The organism is Enterobacter sp. Taxon_8 (assembly GCF_058354585.1).
In genome coordinates this window covers 1,013,789-1,035,987 of record NZ_CM177989.1, presented here as the reverse complement: position 1 = coordinate 1,035,987, position 22,199 = coordinate 1,013,789, and the positions used below count along the sequence as shown (strand labels likewise).

Genomic DNA, 22,199 nt, shown 5'->3' with positions numbered 1-22,199 from the left:
CCGGGTAAGGCGAACGCCGCTACCCGGCACTACGGATTGCGAATTACGCTTTCGCTTTCGCCACGGTCACCATCGCCGCGCGAATGGTACGGCCGTTCAGGGTGTAACCTTTCTGCATTACGCCCAGTACTTTACCGGCTTCAATCTCTTCAGATTCAACCATCGCAATCGCCTGGTGAACGTTTGGATCCAGCGGAACGTCGGTATCGGCAATCACTTCCACGCCAAACTTACGCACCACGTCGAGCATGGATTTCAGCGTCAGTTCGATGCCTTCGATCATTGCCGCGTTGTCCGGATTCGCTTTGTCAGCCACTTCCAGCGCGCGATCGAGGCTATCGATCACCGGCAGCAGTTCGTTGACGAATTTCTCCAGCGCGAACTTGTGCGCCTTCTCAACGTCCTGCTCGGTACGACGACGCAGGTTTTCCATTTCCGCCTTGATGCGCAGAACACTCTCGCGTTCGCGATTCTGTGCTTCTACCAGCTGGGCTTCCAGATTCGCAATTTTTTCATCGCGCGGGTCCACCTGCTCAGCAGATGCGTCTGGCTCTACAGCCTCAACTTCATCGTGCTGTTCCGTGATAATTTCTTCAGGGGCTTGCCCCTCAGGCGTTTTCTGTTCTTTACTACTCATGAATTTCTCCGCGTTTTTCTGCATTCATCTCGCTAACTTCGCTTATTATGGGGATCAGTTTCCGGGATTCAAGGGAACAAGACAGATTGTCATCATTCATCAGGCACAAGGACCTCCAGAAAATGAATAATCATTTCAGGTGTATTGGGATCGTCGGGCATCCGCGTCACCCTACCGCACTAACGACACATGAAATGTTGTATCGCTGGTTGTGTAGCAAAGGCTATGAAGTGATGGTCGAGCAGCAGATTGCTCAGGAGCTGCAGCTGAAGAGCGTCAAAACCGGCACGCTGGCGGAAATTGGCCAACAGGCCGATCTCGCCGTGGTGGTGGGCGGCGACGGCAACATGCTAGGCGCGGCGCGCACGCTGGCGCGCTATGACATCAAGGTCATCGGCATCAACCGTGGCAATCTCGGTTTTTTAACCGATCTCGACCCGGACAATGCCCAGCAGCAGCTGGCCGACGTGCTGGAAGGCCACTATATCAGTGAAAAACGCTTTTTACTGGAGGCGCAGGTGTGCCAGCAGGACTGTCAGAAGCGCATCAGCACCGCGATTAACGAGGTCGTGCTTCATCCCGGAAAAGTGGCGCACATGATCGAGTTCGAAGTCTATATCGACGAAATCTTTGCCTTCTCCCAGCGTTCTGACGGGCTGATTATCTCCACCCCGACCGGCTCAACCGCCTACTCGCTTTCTGCCGGCGGCCCGATCCTGACGCCCTCGCTGGATGCCATTACCCTGGTACCGATGTTCCCGCACACGCTCTCCGCCCGCCCGCTGGTGATCAACGGCGACAGCACGATCCGTCTGCGCTTCTCGCACCGCCGTAACGACCTGGAGATCAGCTGCGACAGCCAGATAGCGCTGCCTATCCAGGAAGGTGAAGATGTGCTTATTCGCCGGTGTGATTACCACCTGAATTTGATACATCCAAAAGATTACAGCTATTTCAACACTTTAAGCTCGAAGCTTGGCTGGTCAAAAAAATTGTTCTGATTTTGCATCCAGGACTTTACTGTATATAAAACCAGTTTATACTGTATGAAAACACAGTTATGGTTTTTCATACAGGAAAACAATTATGCTGGCACAACTGACCATCAGCAACTTTGCGATTGTTCGTGAGCTTGAGATCGATTTCCACAGCGGCATGACGGCGATCACCGGGGAAACCGGTGCAGGTAAATCCATTGCCATTGATGCCCTCGGCTTGTGCCTTGGCGGCCGCGCCGAGGGCGACATGGTGCGCATGGGCGCAAACCGTGCCGACCTGTGCGCCCGCTTCTCCCTGAAAGACACCCCTGCAGCCCAGCGCTGGCTGGAACAGAACCAGCTTGAAGATGGACGTGAGTGTTTACTTCGCCGCGTGATCAGCAGCGACGGTCGCTCCCGCGGCTTTATCAACGGCACGGCGGTCCCACTCTCCCAGCTTCGTGAACTCGGCCAGCTGCTTATTCAGATCCACGGTCAGCACGCGCATCAGCAACTCGTCAAACCCGAACAGCAGAAAGCGCTGCTGGATGGCTATGCGGGTGAGTACGAGCTTACTCAGCTTATGGCCGAGCACTATCGCCAGTGGCATCAGAGCTGCCGCGAGCTCGCTCAGCACCAGCAGCAAAGCCAGGAGCGCACCGCCCGTGCGGAGCTGCTGGAATACCAGCTCAAAGAGCTGAACGAATTTAACCCGCAGGCGGGTGAGTTTGAGCAAATCGACGAAGAGTACAAGCGCCTGGCGAACAGCGGGCATCTGCTCTCAACCAGTCAGAATGCGCTCAACCTGCTGGCGGATGGCGAAGACGTGAACCTGCAGAGCCAGCTGTATAACGTCCGCCAGCTGCTTACCGAACTGGTCGGCATGGACAGCAAACTTTCTGGCGTCCTGGATATGCTGGAAGAGGCAGCCATTCAGATCTCTGAAGCCGGTGATGAACTGCGCCACTACTGTGAGCGTCTGGATCTCGACCCGAACCGTCTGTTTGAGCTGGAACAGCGTATCTCCCGTCAGATCTCGCTGGCGCGCAAGCACCACGTTACGCCGGAAGAGCTGCCGGGCTACTATCAGTCTCTGCTGGAAGAACAGCAGCAGCTCGACGATCAGGCTGACTCGCTGGAAACCCTCTCCCTGGCGGTGAGCCTGCACCATGAACAGGCGCTGGCCACAGCGCAAAAGCTGCATGAAATCCGTCAGCACTATGCTCAGGAGTTAAGCCAGCATATTACCGATAGCATGCACACGCTGGCGATGCCGCACGGCGTCTTCACCATTGACGTTCGCTTTGAAGAGAATCACCTGACGGCGGAAGGTGCGGATCGCATCGAATTCCGCGTCACCACCAACCCGGGGCAGCCGCTGCAGGCGATTTCCAAAGTGGCCTCCGGCGGTGAACTGTCGCGTATTGCGCTGGCGATTCAGGTGATCACCGCGCGTAAAATGGACACCCCGGCGCTGATTTTCGATGAAGTGGATGTCGGCATCAGCGGCCCGACGGCGGCGGTGGTGGGTAAACTGCTGCGCCAGCTCGGCGAATCAACGCAGGTGATGTGTGTCACCCACCTGCCGCAGGTTGCGGGCTGCGGTCATCATCACTTTATCGTCAGCAAAGAAACCGACGGTGAAATGACCGAAACGCACATGAAGCCGCTGGATAAACGTGCTCGCCTGCAGGAGCTGGCACGCCTGCTCGGCGGCAGCGAAGTCACGCGCAATACGCTTGCGAACGCGAAAGAACTGCTGGCGGCATAAACTTTTTTGGGATCTCAGGGTCATACAGAACAACAAAAACGCCGCCAGACCGGTTTCAAAGTGGGGCAAGGTCTATTATCATCGGCATATTACATATGAGCCGCGTTCTGCTCGGGCCCGAAAAGGAATCAAATCACTATGCGTTGTAAAATGCTGACCGCTGCCGCAGCGGTTCTTCTGATGTTGACCGCAGGCTGTTCCACTCTGGAGAAAGTGGTTTACCGTCCTGACATCAACCAGGGGAACTACCTTACCCCTAACGATGTGTCCAAAATCCGCGTGGGGATGACACAACAGCAGGTCGCTTATGCACTGGGAACCCCGATGATGTCCGATCCGTTCGGCACTAACACCTGGTTCTATGTATTCCGCCAGAAGCCGGGCCATGAAGATGCGACCCAGCAGACCCTGACGCTGACCTTCAGCAGCGCCGGTGTGTTGACCAACATCGACAACAAGCCTGCCCTGACCAAATAATCCGGTGTCAGAAATGCAAAAAGGTGCTCATTGAGCACCTTTTTTGTTTTGTGTTGATCCCCTCGCCGCTTTGGGGAGAGGGTAAGGGGAAGAAAGCGCTACTTGCTGGCCTTCTCCGCACGCTGACGACGCAACTCTTTCGGGTCGGCAATCAGCGGACGATAAATCTCCACCCGGTCGCCCTCTTTCAGCACATCGCCCAGCTTCACCGGACGGCTGTAAATCCCGACCTTGTTCTTCGCCAGGTCGATATCGCTGCGAAGCTCTAGGATGCCGGAAGCGCGGATGGCCTCTTCTACGGTTGCACCCTCTTCCAGCGTCACGCGCTGCAGATACTGCTTCTCCGGCAGCGCGTACACCACTTCTACAGCAATCTTATGCGACACTGTAAACCTCTTTGGCGCGGGTGGTGAACGCCTGAACCATATTCGATGCCAGCTCTTTAAAGATGCGGCCAAACGCCAGCTCAATCAGCTTATTGGTGAATTCGAAGTCAAGATGGAACTCAATGCGGCAGGCGTCAGCGCTCAGCGGCGTAAACTTCCAGCCCCCCATCAGGGTCTTAAACGGACCATCCACCAGATGCATCAAAATACTCTGATTACTGGTCAGCGTATTACGGGTGGTGAACGTCTTGCTGATCCCCGCTTTGGAGACATCCACCGCCGCGGTCATCTGCGTCGGGCCGGACTCCAGAACGCGGCTCCCGGTGCATCCCGGAATGAACTCTGGATAAGACTGAACATCGTTCACTAACTGGTACATTTGTTCCGCGCTGTAAGGCACAAGCGCAGTACGGCTAATCTGAGGCATAGCATTTCCCATGGTCACACAACGGACAAATAATAACATTTATCACCTGTTAAAAAAACGCTAAGCCTCCATCTCGTGCTAAGATAGCGCGTTAGACCTCACAGGACGCAATGAGGTGACTTTTTGAAATCAGATTACCGACGGCTTTACGACACTTATGACGAAGAAAAAAGCACATAAACCAGGCTCGGCGACCATTGCGCTCAACAAGCGTGCTCGCCACGAGTATTTCATTGAAGAAGAATTCGAAGCTGGCCTTGCGTTGCAGGGCTGGGAAGTAAAATCGCTGCGCGCCGGGAAAGCCAACATCGGCGATAGCTACGTGATCCTGAAAGATGGCGAAGCCTTCCTGTTCGGCGCAAACTTTACGCCGCTGACCGTCGCCTCCTCACACTACGTGTGTGACCCAACGCGCACGCGTAAATTGCTGCTGAACAAGCGTGAACTGGAATCCCTCTACGGACGCATCAACCGTGAAGGTTTCACCGTGGTCGCCCTGTCTCTGTACTGGAAAAACGCCTGGTGCAAAGTGAAAGTTGGCGTCGCGAAGGGTAAAAAACAGCACGATAAACGCACTGACCTGAAAGAGCGCGAATGGCAGTTGGACAAAGCGCGCATTATGAAAAACGCAGGGCGTTGATTCTGCACACTTATTGTACTATTCAATAAGTTAGCGTTCCGGGCTGGTATCCAGGAAGTGAAATCTGGTATACTTAGCTCAACACTATTGGGGCTGATTCTGGATTCGACGGGATTTGCGAAACCCAAGGTGCATGCCGAGGGGCGGTTTGCCTCGTTAAAAGCCGCAAAAAAATAGTCGCAAACGACGAAAACTACGCTTTAGCAGCTTAATAACCTGCTCTGAGCCCTCTCTCCCTAGCTTCCGCTCTTAAGACGGGGATCAAAGAGAGGTCAAACCCAAAAGAGATCGCGTGGAAGCCCTGCCTGGGGTTGAAGCGTTAAAACTAATCAGGCTAGTTCGTTAGTGGCGTGTCTGTCCGCAGCTGGCGTGCGAATGTAAAGACAAACTAAGCATGTAGTACCGAGGATGTAGAAATTTCGGACGCGGGTTCAACTCCCGCCAGCTCCACCAAAATTCTCCATCGGTGATTACCAGAGTCATCCGATGAAGTCCTGAAAGCCCGCACGGCGCAAGCCCTGCGGGCTTTTTTGTACCCTCAACATGTCCCGCGAAGTCCGTAAAATTTCCCGGCGACACAGAAACATCACGCCATTAAACATTATATCTCTCATGCTCAATGAGCCATTCTTTGCGTGAAATCCCCCCTCCATAGCCTGTCATCGCGCCATCTTTTCCTATTATTCTGTGACAGGGGATCACAATCGCAATCCGGTTGGCACCATTAGCTGCAGCGACGGCGCGCACAGCATTGGGCTTATTAAGCCGTAGTGAAATGGCCTGATAGTGTGAGGTCTGTCCATAGGGAACAGCACGCAACGCATGCCAGACGGATTGTTGAAAATCACTGCCCGGAGCATCTAAAGCCAGATCAAACTGTCGGGGCGTTCCGGCAAAATACTCGCCGATCTCTTTTACTGTCTGCCGGGTATGGCTGTTTTCGCCGGTGACGATTCTGGCGTTAAATAAACGCTGAATATCGCGGAATTCTGTTTCCAACATCCGGCGATCGGTAAACTCCAGCAGACAGACTCCCCGCTCTGTCGCGCAGACAAACATCGGTCCAAGCGTCGTGGTAAACCGGTGAATGACTATCACCTGGGTTGCCTGAGTCGGCGCTGCGCCAGTCAGCCGCTTGTAGGTATAACCAAAGCCGCTAAGCGATTCATAGCCATTGTCCAGCGCAACATCAGTCGCCGCTCGTCCACTTTTTAGCTCCTGCAGGGCAACGTTCACCCGCTGCATTCGCTGGAAAGCCTGAAAAGTGATGCCGTGATGTTGCAGGAACCAGCGCCTTACCCGCTCCGGGCTGATGCCATGCTGACGAAGCTCCGCGTCTGCTACACGGGATTTGATATCGCGCCTGACAAGCGCAAGCGCCTGCTCAACGAATAATGGCGCGCTGTGCGCATTTTCCGCAGGTCTGCAGACCTTACAGGGACGAAAGCCGTCCGCCAGGGCAGATTTGGCATCTTTATAAAATTCGACATTTTCGCGCTTGGGCTTTCGCGCCCGGCATACCGAAATGCAGAATACGCCAGTGGTTTTGACGCCAACAAAAAACACGCCAGTGTAGTCTGAAGCACGTTCAAGTAATGCCTGATACCAGATATCACACAGATTTTTATCGGTTATTTTCATCACCAAAAAGTCCTTCAAACGTCTGACGAGATCGGATCGCATGCATGACATCAATCAGCGTTGACTGCATCGCTGAATGAACAAAATTGCCCATTGAAATGCGGCTTACCCCTGCCCGTTTCAGCCTGTCGAATGACGGAAGATCGGGCATACACATGACATTCAAAGGCAATCCCGTTGCCTCTGCAATGAGGCTGATGTCTTTCTCTGAAGTCAGGCAGGGAACAAAAAGGCCGTCAGCACCTGCAGCTTTGTAGCGTTGACCCCGTAATATCGTCTCCTGCAACGCGTCTTCATGCCCGAGCAGGTAAGTGTCAGTCCGGATGTTCAGAAACAGGCTGTAATTTTCGCTTCTCAGCGTATCGCATACTGTTCTCAGGTTACGGGAAAAATCAGAGGCATCGTCAAGCTGACGAACCCCGTTTATGACTCGGCTGTCTTCGAGGTTAACGCCTGAGACGCCTGTCTGAGCAAGGCGCCGCAGATTGTCTGCTATCTCTTCGGCTGAATCACCATACCCTGCTTCCATGTCAACGCTCAATGGCAGGCTGCTGGCAGCCCGGATCCGGGTGACCATATAAAATAACTCATCAAACGGCACTCGCTGCCCGTCGTCATATCCCAGTGTGGACGCTATAGCTGCACTGGACGTTCCCAGAACCTGGTAGCCTGCTTTTTGCGCTGCGACAGCACTGGCGGCATCCCAGACGTTGGCGATAAGAAGAGGCTCATGCTGATAGTGGCGTTCTGCAAAGTTCATATTCATATCCTCTCGATAGATTGAAAATGAATCTAAGCACTCAGGAAGAACCTCACAACCGAAATTCAGACGACCATTTTTTAGCAAACGTCGTCTGAACATGGGGGGCGGAACAAACCAAAACCTTTCAGGCCCGGGCTCCGGCTTTCAGCATGGCTAAGCAGACGAGGCTCTCCCACATGTTCCCCGGTGAAAGCATGGAGCAGGTGACCCAGTGTTCCGGCGAGCACAATACGCTGAGCCATGATTTCGTCATAGTAGAGAGGGGCTACCACAACGACAAAATCGAGATCGGAGTATTTATCAAACCCGCCATGAACAAGCGAGCCGCCAGCGAGAAGGGAGTGAATCTGCGATCATTCCACCACAATCACTACGTCCAGCCCTGACAGAGCTCATTCATCTTCTCGCTTGAGAAGCTACCCTCTCCCTTTGACCAACATCAACGACACCGCCCCTCCCCCTATGGAGAATAAAAAAACACCCCCACCCAGCGCTACGGAATAGCCGCTCACCCCGGAAGGAGCCCCACCATGTACAGACCCATAACCGTCATAATATTCATTCTCCTGACCCTCGCCGCCCTCGCGGAAATAGGCGTTTTATCCCTTGGATAATCCTCAGGCGAAATACCCCTCATCGGGGCATGTTGATCTCATTACAGTTTTTTCCTAAAGCCATCCCGTTTCGCCTGTGCCATGCTGAATCACGCTCATAACCGATAACGTTAAATGAGGATATTATGAAAAAAACAATTATCGCATTATCTGCCGTTCTGCTGGCTTCCCCAGTATTTGCTGCGACCACACATGCAACTGACGATACCGTCGCGGCGGCGAACGCAAACGCCAACGAGGCGAAGCAAAAACTGCACGAAGAGCAGAACAAAGGTGAAGAGCTGAAACTGAAACAGAAGCATGCTGCGGAAGGTAAAAGCGAAAGCTTTGGCAGCAAGGTCAGCGAAGATTCCCAGAAAGCCTGGCATAAAACCAAAGAAGGCACCGAGAAAGGGTGGGATGCCACCAAAGAAGGCGCTGAGAAAGGCTGGAACAAAACCAAAGAAGGTGCCAGCGAGCTGGAAAAGAAAGTCACTGAGTAAATATTTATGCTCGCAAAAAGGTCGCGCTTGCGGCCTTTTTTATTTCTTCGAATATAATTAGCACCTCGGGCGTTTACGCAGTGCGCATTTATCGGAGAAACCACTATGTATCGCCTTTTGGCCTTTCTGGCCGTTCTGCTGTTATGCCCTTCCCTGCATGCCGCCCCGAAGAGCTACCTTATCGACACCGATAACACCGCCATTCGGCTGTCGTGGCATGCCTTCGGCGGTATCCTCTCCTGGGCGACATTCAGCGGCGTGACGGGAGCCGTAACGCTCAACCCGGAAAACGACGTCGACGATCATATTCACGTCACCATTCCCGTAGCGACTCTCGTAGCCTCAAACAAGCTGCTCACCTGGCAGCTCAAAAGCGACATGTTTTTTGAATCCGAGCGTTACCCGACAATCGAGTTCATCAGCTCTCGCGTGGTCGCCCAGGGCGACGGGCGGTTCAGGGTGTTCGGCACGCTGACCGTGCGAAACATTGCCCGTCCGGTGATCCTTGAGGCCATCGTGAAAAACCCGCATGCGCAGGCCCTCACGCTGGATGCCACCACCGCGATCTCGCGCGCGTCCTACGGAATGGATAAGTTTGCCCTGGTAGTGGACGATCGAATTGCCATTGCCATTGCGATTCAGACGAATAAAGTGCCGTCATCCTGAGATCAGGCGCTGTAGCTGCTCCGCGTTTCCCCGCAGATGTGACGGCGGGTTGCGGCCAATCAGAACAAACTGGTAGCCCGCATCCTGCCACCACGCCAGGTTCATGCTGTGCCGCTTCTCCTGGCGGAGCGAGGCCGTCGCCTTTTCATCAACAGGAGAGATACAAAGCGCCATCGGGCCGTAGTCGGCATTGATCCAGGCAATCTGCGCGATCGAGGTGGTTTCATAGCGCAGCATTCGCACCATTTTCAGCTCTGCCCCCTGAAGGACAAGCTGCGACATGTTCAGCTTCAGGCCGATGTCCTGCGCGGCCCGTTCCAGCCCGCGCTGCAGGACCGGCGTCGCGCTGTCCATATCCAGCAGCGTCTCGACGCTGTACAGGGACATATATTGCGCTTCGAGGTCGCGGATATGGGCATTCTCATCCGCAGGCGCAGCTGCGGGACGCAGCAGGTAGCCCAGACCGGAGCCAACCATCAAAAAGCTGACCGACGCGGCAATCAGCGCCCGCCTGCTGACGCCGACCGGCGAGGAGGATTGTGGATCGGGAAGAGCTGCCAGACGCGCTTGCATTGTCTCAAGAGGCGCGTCATCCAGCAGGGAAGCAAACGCCCCGGCGTAATCCTGGCTGCTTTTCATCAGTTCGTCGGTTCGTCCGGCGAGGCGTTCATCACGCTTTAACTGTTCTTCAAACTGCTGCGCGTCGGCGCGGCACATCTCGCCATCTATCCAGGCCACGATAGCGTCGTCGTTATAGGGCGGTACAAAACGGTGCGCGTTCAAGAGCGTTTCTCCTTTACCGGAGGCAGTGCGTCAGCGGATCTGGCAAGACGAGCCCGTGCCGTCGCCAGCCGGCTCATCACGGTTCCGATCGGCACCGCCAGAGTGTCTGCCGCCTCCTGGTAGGTAAAGCCTTCGACATAAACCAAAAATACCGCGTTGCGCTGGGCTTCAGGCAGCGCGTTGACGCGTTGCATCACCTTAAGGTAATGCAGGCGTGTCTCATCCTGTTCACGGGTGTCCGGTGCCATAAGCTCGTCGCTGGCCACAAATCCCTGCCCCTGACGCACGTGTCGTGCCCGAAGTTCAGAGATCCAGATGGAGTGAAGGATCGCGAACAGCCACCTGTCTATGCGTGTGCCCGGCGTATACTGGCTGCTTCTTTCAAGCGCACGCACGCAGGTGGACTGAACCAGCTCTTCGGCGATATCCCTGTTTCGCGACAGCACCAGCCCATACCGCCAGAGACGCGGCAGGTGTGCGGCTAACTGTTGACGAACCTCACGGGTAGCGATGTGTTTTCCCTCCACGAGAAAATCAGGATTCCGGATGTCCGTTGATAGCGGCCTGCAGGTCGCGATACTCCTCACAGGACTGACCACAAATACCGGCAATCACCTTCAGCTGTTCTTTCGCGAGGTCCGGGCGTCCTTTTACCATCCACGCTTCACCGAGATATTCCCGGGCTTTGGCATAATCCGGGGCGATAGCCAGCGCGCGCTGGTAGTAACCAATCCCTTCGTCCGTGCGGCCCAGTTTGCGCGTGGCGAACCCGCGGTAGTTCCACGCTTCAGCCGTATTGCCATTTTTCAGCGAATCAAGCAGGTTCAGCGCCGCCTGGTATTCTCCTTTCTTCGCAAGATGGTACGCATAGTTGGTTTTGTCCTGATCGCTGAGGCTGCTGCTCTTGTCCGGCACGCATTTCTGTGTGGCGCTGTCATACACCTGTCCGGAAGGACAATCGGGCGTTTTGCTCTCGGTACTATTATTGCCCATGGCCAGCGCCAGTGGGGACAGCAGGGAAAAAATCAGCACCGGGATCAAACGAAACGAGGTCGTGTTCATACAAAGCTCCAGGGTAAGAAGGAAGTGACGTCAGTTAACGCCCGACTGACGATTTTTATTCATTCTCCCCGTATTTTTTTTGTTGTCGCAAATTCATGCCGACATCGTAGCCGCAATGGAAATATATCAGGTTATTTTACCCTTTCCTTAACGCTATTCATTTCGCGTGATAGCAGAACTTTAACCCCGCATAAGAATATATTTCATTGTGCGAGTGATATAATATATTTTATATCAAAAATGTTACCCTAACTTAAATGCATATTAAGCACACTTAAACAACAACGTTAATCATTATATTGAAAATGTCCCCTACCAATTATCATACTGCGTTAATCATATTTATAAGCAGCATCAAAATGAAAAAACAAAAGCATACAAAACAATAACTTATGAAATTTAAATTATTAATACCCCCCATGTATTAATGCCCTCCTCATTGTTTTGGCACTTGTTTACGAAAGCTTAAGTTGCACAACTATCTTTTTCTGTCTATATCATTTTTATATTCCGAAAAATAATTCCTTTATTAAACACAGGGTTTTATAAGACACAAAACACCCATAAAAACTGTTCTCTTTTATAAGTCATTAGATTCGCTCTGATGTTGCCACTCTGAATTCTGGCGGGCATCGTGCGCGCTAAAAACGACGGTGAGTGCTGCGTTATAACAGCGACTGCGCCGGGGGCGCCCTTTACCTTCTGCAGAGATGGCTCGTCTTGCTCGCCGTTCATGACACATCTGCTGGAGTAATACCTAAATGAGCCAAATCTCTGTTATTTCAAAACTTACTGGCGTGGAAACGACCACGGAAGGCACACAGGTTACGCTGAGCCATTCCTCTGTCGTTGAGCTCCATGTCGAGCGAGCGAGCGTCTCCCACTTCGCGCGAAATGGTAACGATCTGCTGGTTACGCTCCACTCCGGCGAGGTGATCACCCTTAAAAATTTCTACGTCGCGGACGCGCAGGGCGTGAGCCAGCTGGTGCTGCAGGACAGCCAGGGCGCATTATGGTGGATTGAAGATCCAACCGGAGCCGCCACGTACGAATCTATCGCGTCCACGGACATGCTGCTTGCGGCCTCCGGGAGCGATGCCGGTGGTGCCGCCATCTGGCCATGGGCCCTGGGCGGCATTGTCGCAGCGGGCGGCATCGCGGCGGCGGCAAGCACCGGAGGCGGCGGTGGTGATAATGGCAGAAGTAACAATTCGGCCGATCCGGATACGACTGCGCCGAACGCGCCTTCGGGCCTTAAGTTTTCTTCAGATGGCAAAACGGTCACCGGTACCGCAGAACCCGGCAGTACCATCACGCTGAAAGACGCGAACGGTAACGTCATTGGCACAGGAAAAACGGGCAGCGATGGCAATTTTACCGTCTCTCTCGACACGCCGTTGACCAACGGCGAGCAGGTGACCGCCACCGCGACGGATAACGCCGGGAATACCAGCCCGGGCACGAATCTTACCGCCCCGGACACCACTGCGCCCGATGCGCCAGCCATCACCAGCGTAACTGACGATACGGCTCCACAGACGGGGGCAGTCAGCAACGGTGGCAGCACCAACGATCAGCGTCCGCAGCTTACCGGCACCGGTGAAGCGGGCTCGACCGTGACGATTTATGACGGCGGGATCGCCATTGGTACGGCGGTCGTCGCCAGCAACGGCACCTGGACCTTTACTCCTTCAGTTGATCTGAGCGAAAGCACTCACCAGATTACCGTGCGGGCAACCGACGCCGCGGGCAACACCGGGCCTGCCTCGCCGGTGTTTACCCTGACGGTGGATCTTACTCCGCCGGACGCCCCGACCGCGATTGTGCTGACCGACGATACGGGCGCTATCAAGGGAACCATCACGTCGGGCGCGCCTACCGATGCTTCACTGCCGATCCTGGCGGGAACCGGCGAGCCCGGCGGAACCATCACTATTTACGATAACGGCGTGGTGGTTGGCACAACGACGGTGCTGCCCAACGGCACCTGGAGCGTAACGCCGAACGGTCCGCTTCCGGACGGGACACACTCCATAACCGTCACTGAAACCGATGCCGCCGGAAACCTGAGCGCGACCTCAGAGCCTGTCATCTTCACCGTGGACACCACGCCGCCGTTAGCCCCTGGAAACCTCGTGATTTCAAATGATGGCGGCACCATCAGCGGTACCGCAGAGCCGGGCAGCACGGTGACCATCCGTGAAGGCGGCGCACTCGTTGGCACTCCAGTTGTTGCCGATAGTCAGGGTAACTTCAGCCTGACGCTGACCCCGCCGAAGCTCAACGGCGAAATCCTGACCGCTGACGCCACCGATACGGCAGGCAACACGAGTCCTACCACCTCCGCGGCGGCACCGGATATTACTCCACCGCAGACGCCAGTTATCGTGTCGGTGGTTGATGACGTACAGGCCTCCACCGGCCCCGTGGGCCCGAACGGGATCACCAACGACCGGGCGCCGACCGTGAACGGGACGGGCGAAGCGGGCTCGACCATCACGATTTATAACGGCAGCGATGTCCTCGGTACGGTGGTTGTTCCCTCTTCCGGCCTGTGGAGCTTTACGCCGCCCGCACCGCTAACCGATGGCACGTACGTGCTGACGGCGAAGGCGACGGACCCCGCCGGTAACCCGAGCGGGTTATCAGACTCCTGGATAATTAACGTCGACGGGACGGCACCTGGCGCCCCGGTGATTTCACAAGTCGTGGACGATGTCCCCGGGCGCACAGGCACGATCGACCTGAATGGGACCACCAACGACACCACCCCGACGCTCAGCGGTACCGCCGAAGCAAACGCGACTGTCACCGTGCGCGTGGACGGTGTTGCTGTTGGTACGACCGTCGCCAATGGCCTTGGCGTATGGATCTTTACCCCTTCCACCCCGATCGGTGAAGGCCCCCATGAGCTTACCGCCGTCTCGACCGATGCGGCAGGCAACACCAGCGGCGTCTCCAACACCTGGACCCTGACGGTTGACAGCGTGGCGCCTGCTGCCCCGATCATCACCCAGGTGGTGGATGATGTGCCGGAACGCCTCGGCGCGCTCAACCCTAACGACAGCACTAACGACACCACGCCGACGCTCAACGGCACGGCTGAACCCGGCTCAACCGTCACCATCCGCCTCGATGGCACCGATCTTGTCACGGTTCCGGTTGACAACAATGGCGCGTGGACCTATACCCTCACGACGCCTCTTGTCAGCGGGCCTCATAACTTTACCGTTGTCGCCACCGATACGGCGGGTAACACCAGCCAGCCGTCAGGCGGCTTCAGCCTGACCGTCGATACCACGCCACCAGTGGCGGCAACCATCGGCACCGTGACCGATGACGTCGGCGGCGTTCAGGGTCCGCTCAGCAGCGGCGATACTACGGATGACACCAAACCGCAACTGCAGGGCACCGCTCCGGCCGATGCGACGATCACCATTTATGACGGCACCACCCTGCTCGGCACCGCCACCCTCGACGGCAACGGCGGCTGGAGCTTTACGCCCGTTACCCCGCTCACCGACGGCCCGCATTCGCTGACGGTTCACGCCACCGATGCCGCGGGCAATACCACCATCTCCAGCCCGTTTGTGTTGACGGTAAATACCGTCGCGCCTGTCACGCCGGACGTGCCGGCCATCACCGTCAATCCTGACGGAACAGAAACAACGCTGAACCCGGGCGAAACCACCCGCGACACCACGCCAACCCTGAGCGGTACCGGCACGGCGGGCGATACCGTGACGATCTACAACAACGGCCTCAAAATCGGCGATGCTGTCGTGGACAATACCGGCAGCTGGACCTGGACACCGCCATCCCCCCTGGCTGGCGGCACCTATGACATCACCCTGACCGTCACCAACGTCGACGGCACGGGCAACGAAAGCGCCCCGTCGCAGCCGGTTACCATCACCATTGATACCGAGGCGCCGGCTACGCCTGCGGCACCGACCGTCACCGACAGCGTCACCCAGATCACCGGCCCCGTACCCGATGGCGGAACCACCAACGATCCGCGCCCGGTGCTGAGCGGCACCGGGACGCCGAACGATGTCATCAACATCACTGACACCGTCAACGGCATATCGACCGTCGTGGGCACCGTCACGGTAGACAGCAGCGGCAACTGGAGCTGGCGTCCTGGCAGCGACATTGCCGAGGGCAGCCACGCCTTTACCGCCACCGCCACCGATGAAGCGGGCAATATCTCTGACCCGTCGTCAGCGATTACGATCATCGTGGATACCCTGGCGCCGGATATACCGGTGATTAGTGCAGTGGGCGGCGCGCCTGATGGTGGCTTTATCACAGATACCACACCGACAGTGGGAGGAACCGGCGTTAACGGTGAGACGGTGATCGTCTACAACAACGGCGTCGAGCTGGGTCGTGTCGTGGTGGCTAATGGAGAATGGAGCCTGACGCTCCCCACGCAAACGGACGGCCCGCTCAACATTACCGTAGCGGGAGTGGACGCAGCGGGTAACCTCAGCGCGCCGAGTTCAGTCTTTACCGTCACGCTCGATACCGTTGCGCCTGAGATCCCCGTCATTAGTGCGGTAGCCGACAGCCAGCTGTCCAGTAACGTGCTCTACACGAAGGACGGCACGCCAACTCTTACCGGGACCGGTGAACCCGGCACCACCGTTATCGTTTCCGTAGACGGCACACCGTCTACAGTGCTTGTGACGGTCCAGCCGGGCGGCACCTGGAGCTGGACCGCCGACACGACGTTGCCGGATGGTCCTCATACGTTCACCGTCTCTTCCAGCGATCCAGCAGGTAATTCCTCCGGTGATTCAGTACCGCTGAGCGTGACGGTGGATACTGCCGCACCTGCCGACCCGGTCAACATGGCTCTGGCTCAGGAAGGAACGCCGCTGACCGGTACAGGTGAAATAGGAAGTACTATTACCGTGAAAGATAGCGGTGGCACGGTCATTGGTACCGGCGTTGTCGGTAGCGACGGCAGCTTCTCGATTGCGCTGAGTCCGGCGCAGCTGGATCCGACCACGCTGACCGTGAACGCTACGGACGCCGCAGGGAATGCCAGCGCGGGCGTGCCTTTTGTCGTCAACGACTCGTCGCTTGAGCTGCCGCAGGTGCCCGTCATCACGGCGATCGTCGATGACGCGGATCCGGTAACTGGCGATGTGAAAGGCAAAACGACCAACGACACCACGCCAACGCTTACCGGCACGGCCGAAGCGGGCAGCCTGATTACCATCTATCTGGACGGTAGCGCGACGCCATTGACGACGGTGACCGCCGACGGCAGCGGCAACTGGAGCTATACGCCGGCGGCGCTTGGCGAGGGGCTGCACACCTTTGAAGTGACTGCGACCCTCAACGGCCAGACCAGCGGCCGCTCTCCGGCGGCCAGCGTCACCGTCGACCTCACCGCCCCGGGCACGCCAACTATCGGCGCGGTGATTGACGACGTCGGTCCGGGCACCGGCCCGCTGACCAGCGGCCAGACCACCAACGACAACCAGCCGACCCTCACCGGCACCGGCGCGGTGGGCGATACCATCTCCATCTACAACAACGGGACGCTGCTGGGCAGCGTGCTGGTAGGCAGCACCGGCACCTGGAGCTACACCACGCCCACCCTGGCAGAGGGCAACCATGTCCTGACCATCCGCGCGACCGATCCTGCGGGGAATCAGAGCGGCCCTTCGGCGGGCTTCACCGTCGTGGTGGACTCCGTTTCCGCCACGCCGGTCATCACCAACGTCACGGATAATGTCGGCAACGCCGCCACCACGGTGGTCAGCGGCAGCGAAACGAACGACGCCACGCCAACCCTTTCGGGGACAGCGGACGCAAACAGCGTGGTGACCATTTTCGACGGCGGCACCCAGATTGCCGTGGTAACGGCTGACGGCACCGGCGCATGGACGTTTACCCCTGACACCGCGCTCGGCGAAGGCTCGCACAGCTTCACCGTCCGGGCGACCGACCCGCTGGGCAACGTCAGCGCGGTCTCTGCTCCCTGGAGCGTGGTGGTTGATCTGACCGCTCCGACGGTTCCGACGCTGGATAATGTAAACGACGACGTCCCTGGCGGCGTCCAGGGTAACCTCACCAGCGGCCAGGTAACCAACGACAGCACCCCAACCATCAGCGGCACCGGGCTGGCGGGCAGCACTATCCACATCATGAATAACGGCACGCAGATTGGTACAACGACCGTTGACGGAAGCGGGAACTGGTCCTTTACGCCGACCGCGCCGCTGAGCGACGGCAGCTACTCCCTGCGCGCGTATGCAACGGATACCGCAGGCAACGCCTCGGCGAACTCATCGGTCTTCGCTTTTACCATTGATACCGCAGCCCCCGGCGTACCGGTGGTGACCAGCGTGATTGACGATGTCGGTCCGGTCACCGGGACGCTCACGTCGGGTAACAGCACCAACGACGCGCGTCCAACCTTCAACGGCACGGGCGAAGTGGGTTCTACCGTGCACGTGATCGTTGATGGCAACGAAATTGGCACTGCGGTGGTCAATGCCCAGGGCAGCTGGACCTTTACCCCGGGTACCGATCTGGGCGAAGGGCCACACGCCATCACCTTCAACGCCACCGATGCGGCAGGCAATACCGGCGGCACGACGACGCCGTTTACCCTGACGGTGGATACGGGCGTGCCGTCGGCGCCGATCATTTCGACCGCGGGTGACAACGTGGGCAGCATTCAAACCCCGCTCTCTTCGGGGCAGAGCACCGACGACACCACGCCGACGCTGAACGGCACCGCGACCGCCAACGCCACGGTCACCGTTTATGAGAACGGGCAGCCGGTCGGCACCGTTCAGGCGGACGGTACAGGAGCATGGAGCTTTACGCCATCAGCACCGCTTGGCAACGGCAGCCATACCTGGACCGCCACGGTCACCGATGCAGCGGGCAACGTCAGCCCGACCTCGCCGGGCTTTACCCTGATTGTTGATACCGCGGCACCAAACGCGCCGGTTATCAGCCAGGCGGTAGACGACGTGGGCAGCATCACCGGCCCGCTAACGTCCGGGCAAACAACCGACGATACCGTTCCGCGCCTTGTCGGGACCAGCGAACCGTTTGCCACCGTGAAAATCTATGAGGGAACTACGCTTGTCGGAACAGGCACTGCGGATAGCAACGGGAGCTGGAGTATCTTGCTCAACACCACGCTGACCGCGGGCGCGCACAGCTTCACCGCGCAGGCGACGGATGCGGCGGGCAATACCAGCCTGTCGTCCACCAGCTTCAGCCTCACCGTTGACACCACGCCGCCTGCGCTGCCGGTGCTGACCAGCATTCTGGATGACGTGGGCAATGCGGCGACGCCGGTTGCAAACGGCGGGTTCACCAACGACGCGCAGCCAACCCTCAGCGGCACGGCGGAAGCCGGGTCGACGGTGAAAATCTTTGATAACGGCGTACAGATCGGCAGCGTGACGGCGACCGGCGGCGCGTGGAGCTTTACGCCATCTCCGGCGCTGAGCAACGGCGCGCACACGTTGACCTTTACCGCCACCGATGCGGTGGGCAACGCCAGCGCACCTACCGCCGGGTATGTGATTAACGTCGATACCCTCGCGCCGGGCGCGCCGGTCATCAGTTCGGTGATTGATGATGTCGGCAGCGTTATCGGTCCGGTTACCGGTACGAATCCGACCAACGATACGCGCCCAACGCTAAGCGGGACAGCCGAAGCGAATGCCACGGTCAGGATCTACGATGGTATTACGCTGGTCGGCACGGTGACCGCCGATGGCAACGGCAACTGGACCCTGCCGCAAACCACCACGCTGACGCAGGGCACGCATAACTTCACCGCCACGGCCACCGATGCGGCAGGCAACACCAGCGCGGCGTCAGGCGTGACGACGATTATCGTCGATACGACCGCCCCAACGGCGCCGACCGGGACCCTCAACGCCGACGGTAGCGTCCTGACCGGGAGCGCGGAGGCGGGAAGTACCGTCACAATCCGCCTTGCGGACGGCTCGACGGTGACCGCCATTGCGGGCAACAACGGCACCTACAGCTACACCTTCATTAACAAACAGATCGAAGGCCAGACGCTGCAGATCACCGCTACCGACGCCGCGGGCAACACCTCCCTGCCGGGCTCCGTCCTTGCGCCGGTGTTGCCGCTCTCCGCCAGCAATAACGTTGAAGAGCTAAACCTCAGCACCACGGCGACCGTGACCAACAGCCAGTACAGCGACTACGGCTTCCTGCTGGTCGGCGCCGTGGGCAACGTCCTGACGCTGCTGGGCAATGACACGGCTCAGGTGAACTTCACGGTGGGCAACGGCGGCAGCGCGGATATCGTGGTGAATGCTAACGCTACGGGGGCGGTGCTCTCTCTGCTCAACACTCTTGAGCTGGTAGTTCAGCACTACGTCAACGGCGTCTGGACTACCGTGGTGGATACCGGCCAACCGCAGTTTGCCGATCTCCTGACCCTCGGCGCTACCGGCGTCTCACTGAACCTGACCGGGCTGGCCGACGGTAACTACCGCGTGCTTAGCTATAACACCAACCTGCTGGCAACCGGCTCCTACACCAGCCTCGACGTGGCGGTGAAAGAGACCGGCCCGGGTACGGTTACCGGCGATACCAGTCTCAACGGCAACGTGATCCTCGATACGGATCCGACCGCCGGCAGCGACAACGCGCCGGCCGGAACCACTATCTCCACGGTGACTAACGCGCAGGGCGTTACCACCAGCGTGAACGCCGACGGCACGGTGATCCAGGGCAAATACGGTACGCTGACCATCAACCGAGACGGCAGCTATACCTATAACCTGACCGACACCAGCGCTGCGGTCGTTGGCCGGACGGAGAGCTTCACCTACACCATCACCCATAACGGCGTCAGCGCGTCGGCGAACCTGGTGCTGTCTCTGGGTGCCGGTACGGTAATCAACGGCATTGTGGCAGTGGACGACACGGCCTCGCTGACCTTTGACACCACCGTGAGTGAGGTGAATAACGGCGCCTCGTCTCAGAACGGTATTACCCTGGTGGGCATTAATCTCGGCAGCACGCTGGGGCTTAACCTGCTGGACGACATGACCAACCCGATCATCTACAACGTGGAGGAAGGGACGACCCGCACCATGACCATCCAGGCCTCCGTGGGCGGCGTGGCGCTGGCGTCGGTGTTCGACCTGTACGTCTATAAGTTCAACAATGCGACCCAGACCTTCGAGCAGGTTCGCGTCGAGTCGGGCTGGCTGCGCGCCCCGCTGCTGGGGGGTACGTCACCGCAGCTGACGCTGAACCTGCCTGCCGGGGAGTATCTGTTCCTGCTGAATACCGCATCCGGGATCGCCGTACTGACGGCCTACACGCTTAACGTCCTGCAGGACCATGTCTACAGCGTGGCGAGCATCAGCGAAACCACCACGGGCGACGTGCTGGCGAATGATCCGGTTCCAGCGGGCACGCTGGTTACCGAAGTGAACGGCGTGGCGGTCAACAGCAGTGGAACCACCACCATTCAGGGAGAATACGGCACGCTGACCATCAATTCGTCCGGTCAGTACACCTATACCCTGAGAAGCGGCGTGGGGGCGGACCATATCAGCACGCCGGATACCTTCGTCTACACCGTTACCGCGCCTGACGGCTCGAAGGATACGGCATCGCTCAACATCACCCCAACCGCGCAGGCGATGAATGCGGTGAACGATGTCAGCGCCACGATGGACCTTACCTCGGTACATCACACGTCGGTCTACTCGGATACGACCGTGGGCACCGCCAGCTGGACGACGGCCCTGCTCTCGTCAACCCAGGGCAGCGGCAGCGGAACCTTCGTGGTCGACGCGAACACCGCGCTGCACAACGCGTCGCTGCATTTTAACGTGGCATCGCTGCTGTCGCTGACCGGGTTGACGGTGAACTGGTTTATCAGCGACGGCTCGGGCGTGATCCGCAGCGGCTCCTTCAGCGGGGCCTCGCTGCTGGGCGGCAGTATCGACGTCGCGCTGACCGGGCTGGATCTCAACGCCGGGACCTATACGCTGAACTTTACCGGTAGCGTCCCGGGGCTGAGCGTCGGAAACATCACCATTACCCCAAGCGTGAACGGCACCACCTACTCGCTGAGTAATTTCGACGTCACCGGCAGCCACACCGTCAACGGCAATATCTTTGACGGCACCGACTCCGGCGGCGTGCTGGATCAGCTCCACTCGGTGGATACCCGTCTGAGCGTGACCGGCTACAACGGCGTGACCACCACGCTGGATCCGTATACCGGCAGCGCAACGGTGAACATTGTCGGCCACTACGGCACGCTGGCGATCGGCGCTGACGGCCATTACACCTATACCCTCAACAGCGGGGTATCGCTCTCAACCATGACCTCGAAGGAGACCTTCAACTACACCCTGACCGACTCTGCCGGAAGAACGGACAGCGCCACGCTGACCATCAATATGGCGCCGCAGTTCATCAGCTCTGAGCATAACGACGCCATCACCGGTACGGCCTACGGCGATACGCTGATTTACCAGGTGCTGAACAGCACGGTGGGCAACGGTACGGGGGGTAACACCAGCAGTGCCGCGGGCGATCACTGGACCGGCTTCTCGCTGGCGCAAGGCGACAAAATCGACATCGGCGATCTGCTGGTGGGCTGGAACGGTAGCGCCGCGACGCTCGGGAATTATCTCCATGTCACTAATAGTAATGGCAATACCGTGATCTCCATCGACCGTGATGGTGCAGGGGGCACCTACACTAATACCACGCTCGTTACGCTTGATGGCGTTCAGACCACCTACGACGAGCTTGTTAACCAGCAACACATCATTACCTGATACAACCTGCAAGAGATGACCCGGGCGCGCAGCGCCCGGGCATA

The 22,199-nt window shown here is 57.8% G+C and carries 15 protein-coding genes, 1 other RNA gene and 1 pseudogene; 8 read left to right on the top strand and 9 right to left on the bottom strand.

Annotation, left to right across the window (positions count from 1 at the left end):
- Positions 1–43: 43 nt before the first annotated feature.
- A complete protein-coding gene (gene grpE, locus AC4IBF_RS04975) occupies positions 44–637 on the bottom strand; it encodes a nucleotide exchange factor GrpE (protein WP_136195203.1) in 594 nt (197 codons plus the stop codon).
- A gap of 122 nt (positions 638–759) precedes the next feature.
- On the opposite strand from grpE, the gene nadK reads away from it, so the two are divergent.
- The 3 genes from nadK to bamE all read left to right on the top strand — a co-directional run bounded on the left by nadK (position 760) and on the right by bamE (position 3,862).
- Positions 760–1,638: an NAD(+) kinase gene (gene nadK, locus AC4IBF_RS04970; RefSeq protein ID WP_008502500.1), complete on the top strand. Its 879-nt coding sequence runs from the start codon at positions 760–762 to the stop codon at positions 1,636–1,638.
- An 85-nt stretch (positions 1,639–1,723) separates the two neighbouring features.
- Complete coding sequence (gene recN / locus AC4IBF_RS04965; RefSeq protein ID WP_252093569.1) at positions 1,724–3,385, top strand: DNA repair protein RecN; 1,662 nt, start codon at positions 1,724–1,726, stop codon at positions 3,383–3,385.
- 138 nt (positions 3,386–3,523) lie between these two features.
- Positions 3,524–3,862, top strand: coding sequence for an outer membrane protein assembly factor BamE (bamE, locus tag AC4IBF_RS04960; RefSeq protein ID WP_008502502.1), 339 nt, complete (start codon positions 3,524–3,526; stop codon positions 3,860–3,862).
- Between the two features lie 98 nt (positions 3,863–3,960).
- Here the strand turns inward: bamE and AC4IBF_RS04955 are convergent, their stop codons facing one another.
- The gene (locus AC4IBF_RS04955) at positions 3,961–4,248 is read right to left on the bottom strand and encodes an RnfH family protein (RefSeq protein WP_023325903.1); all 288 of its coding nucleotides are present in this window, start codon (positions 4,246–4,248) and stop codon (positions 3,961–3,963) included.
- On the bottom strand, positions 4,238–4,675 hold the full coding sequence (locus tag AC4IBF_RS04950) for a type II toxin-antitoxin system RatA family toxin (RefSeq protein WP_014832955.1): 438 nt from the start codon (positions 4,673–4,675) through the stop codon (positions 4,238–4,240). The genes AC4IBF_RS04955 and AC4IBF_RS04950 overlap by 11 nt, the downstream gene beginning before the upstream one ends.
- Before the next feature lie 157 nt (positions 4,676–4,832).
- Between AC4IBF_RS04950 and smpB the strand changes: the two genes are divergently transcribed.
- Entirely contained in the window at positions 4,833–5,315 is a 483-nt protein-coding gene (gene smpB / locus AC4IBF_RS04945) for an SsrA-binding protein SmpB (protein WP_008502505.1), read from the top strand.
- Between the two features lie 89 nt (positions 5,316–5,404).
- Positions 5,405–5,768, top strand: a transfer-messenger RNA (tmRNA) gene (gene ssrA, locus AC4IBF_RS04940).
- 141 nt (positions 5,769–5,909) lie between these two features.
- Here ssrA and AC4IBF_RS04935 read toward each other — a convergent pair.
- The 3 genes and pseudogenes from AC4IBF_RS04935 to AC4IBF_RS04925 all read right to left on the bottom strand — a co-directional run.
- On the bottom strand, positions 5,910–6,956 hold the full coding sequence (locus tag AC4IBF_RS04935; protein WP_491463314.1) for a bifunctional transcriptional activator/DNA repair enzyme AdaA: 1,047 nt from the start codon (positions 6,954–6,956) through the stop codon (positions 5,910–5,912).
- Entirely contained in the window at positions 6,940–7,716 is a 777-nt protein-coding gene (locus AC4IBF_RS04930; RefSeq protein WP_133294998.1) for an isocitrate lyase/PEP mutase family protein, read from the bottom strand. Before AC4IBF_RS04930 ends, AC4IBF_RS04935 begins: the two co-directional genes overlap by 17 nt.
- Before the next feature lie 158 nt (positions 7,717–7,874).
- Positions 7,875–8,072: pseudogene (locus AC4IBF_RS04925) on the bottom strand (nucleotidyltransferase domain-containing protein); the annotation flags it as partial.
- A 386-nt stretch (positions 8,073–8,458) separates the two neighbouring features.
- Between AC4IBF_RS04925 and AC4IBF_RS04920 the strand changes: the two are divergent.
- Both AC4IBF_RS04920 and AC4IBF_RS04915 read left to right on the top strand, forming a co-directional pair.
- Positions 8,459–8,815 (top strand): hypothetical protein, encoded by a 357-nt coding sequence (locus AC4IBF_RS04920; protein ID WP_008502540.1) that lies wholly within the window; start codon positions 8,459–8,461, stop codon positions 8,813–8,815.
- 105 nt (positions 8,816–8,920) lie between these two features.
- The gene (locus tag AC4IBF_RS04915; protein WP_133294999.1) at positions 8,921–9,481 is read left to right on the top strand and encodes a YceI family protein; all 561 of its coding nucleotides are present in this window, start codon (positions 8,921–8,923) and stop codon (positions 9,479–9,481) included.
- Here the strand turns inward: AC4IBF_RS04915 and AC4IBF_RS04910 are convergent.
- The 3 genes from AC4IBF_RS04910 to AC4IBF_RS04900 are packed head-to-tail and all read right to left on the bottom strand — an operon-like array spanning position 9,473 to position 11,326.
- Positions 9,473–10,264 carry an anti-sigma factor family protein gene (locus AC4IBF_RS04910; RefSeq protein WP_133295000.1) on the bottom strand — a complete coding sequence of 264 codons (792 nt, stop codon included), beginning with the start codon at positions 10,262–10,264 and terminating at the stop codon, positions 9,473–9,475. The two genes, AC4IBF_RS04915 and AC4IBF_RS04910, sit on opposite strands and share 9 nt — an antisense overlap.
- Positions 10,261–10,791: a sigma-70 family RNA polymerase sigma factor gene (locus AC4IBF_RS04905; RefSeq protein ID WP_133295001.1), complete on the bottom strand. Its 531-nt coding sequence runs from the start codon at positions 10,789–10,791 to the stop codon at positions 10,261–10,263. The genes AC4IBF_RS04910 and AC4IBF_RS04905 overlap by 4 nt, the downstream gene beginning before the upstream one ends.
- 7 nt (positions 10,792–10,798) lie before the next feature.
- Complete coding sequence (locus AC4IBF_RS04900) at positions 10,799–11,326, bottom strand: tetratricopeptide repeat protein (RefSeq protein ID WP_023294382.1); 528 nt, start codon at positions 11,324–11,326, stop codon at positions 10,799–10,801.
- A 761-nt stretch (positions 11,327–12,087) separates the two neighbouring features.
- Here AC4IBF_RS04900 and AC4IBF_RS04895 point away from each other — a divergent pair.
- A complete protein-coding gene (locus AC4IBF_RS04895) occupies positions 12,088–22,155 on the top strand; it encodes a BapA/Bap/LapF family large adhesin (RefSeq protein WP_491463177.1) in 10,068 nt (3,355 codons plus the stop codon).
- Positions 22,156–22,199: the final 44 nt, after the last annotated feature.

What these genes read in the sequence shown, in the direction of transcription:
- grpE (WP_136195203.1), bottom strand. Translation starts at nt 637, where the DNA reads ATGAGTAGTAAAGAACAGAAAACGCCTGAGGGGCAAGCCCCTGAAGAA.
- nadK (WP_008502500.1), top strand. Translation starts at nt 760, where the DNA reads ATGAATAATCATTTCAGGTGTATTGGGATCGTCGGGCATCCGCGTCAC.
- recN (WP_252093569.1), top strand. Translation starts at nt 1,724, where the DNA reads ATGCTGGCACAACTGACCATCAGCAACTTTGCGATTGTTCGTGAGCTT.
- bamE (WP_008502502.1), top strand. Translation starts at nt 3,524, where the DNA reads ATGCGTTGTAAAATGCTGACCGCTGCCGCAGCGGTTCTTCTGATGTTG.
- AC4IBF_RS04950 (WP_014832955.1), bottom strand. Translation starts at nt 4,675, where the DNA reads ATGCCTCAGATTAGCCGTACTGCGCTTGTGCCTTACAGCGCGGAACAA.
- smpB (WP_008502505.1), top strand. Translation starts at nt 4,833, where the DNA reads ATGACGAAGAAAAAAGCACATAAACCAGGCTCGGCGACCATTGCGCTC.
- AC4IBF_RS04935 (WP_491463314.1), bottom strand. Translation starts at nt 6,956, where the DNA reads ATGAAAATAACCGATAAAAATCTGTGTGATATCTGGTATCAGGCATTA.
- AC4IBF_RS04930 (WP_133294998.1), bottom strand. Translation starts at nt 7,716, where the DNA reads ATGAACTTTGCAGAACGCCACTATCAGCATGAGCCTCTTCTTATCGCC.
- AC4IBF_RS04920 (WP_008502540.1), top strand. Translation starts at nt 8,459, where the DNA reads ATGAAAAAAACAATTATCGCATTATCTGCCGTTCTGCTGGCTTCCCCA.
- AC4IBF_RS04915 (WP_133294999.1), top strand. Translation starts at nt 8,921, where the DNA reads ATGTATCGCCTTTTGGCCTTTCTGGCCGTTCTGCTGTTATGCCCTTCC.
- AC4IBF_RS04900 (WP_023294382.1), bottom strand. Translation starts at nt 11,326, where the DNA reads ATGAACACGACCTCGTTTCGTTTGATCCCGGTGCTGATTTTTTCCCTG.
- AC4IBF_RS04895 (WP_491463177.1), top strand. Translation starts at nt 12,088, where the DNA reads ATGAGCCAAATCTCTGTTATTTCAAAACTTACTGGCGTGGAAACGACC.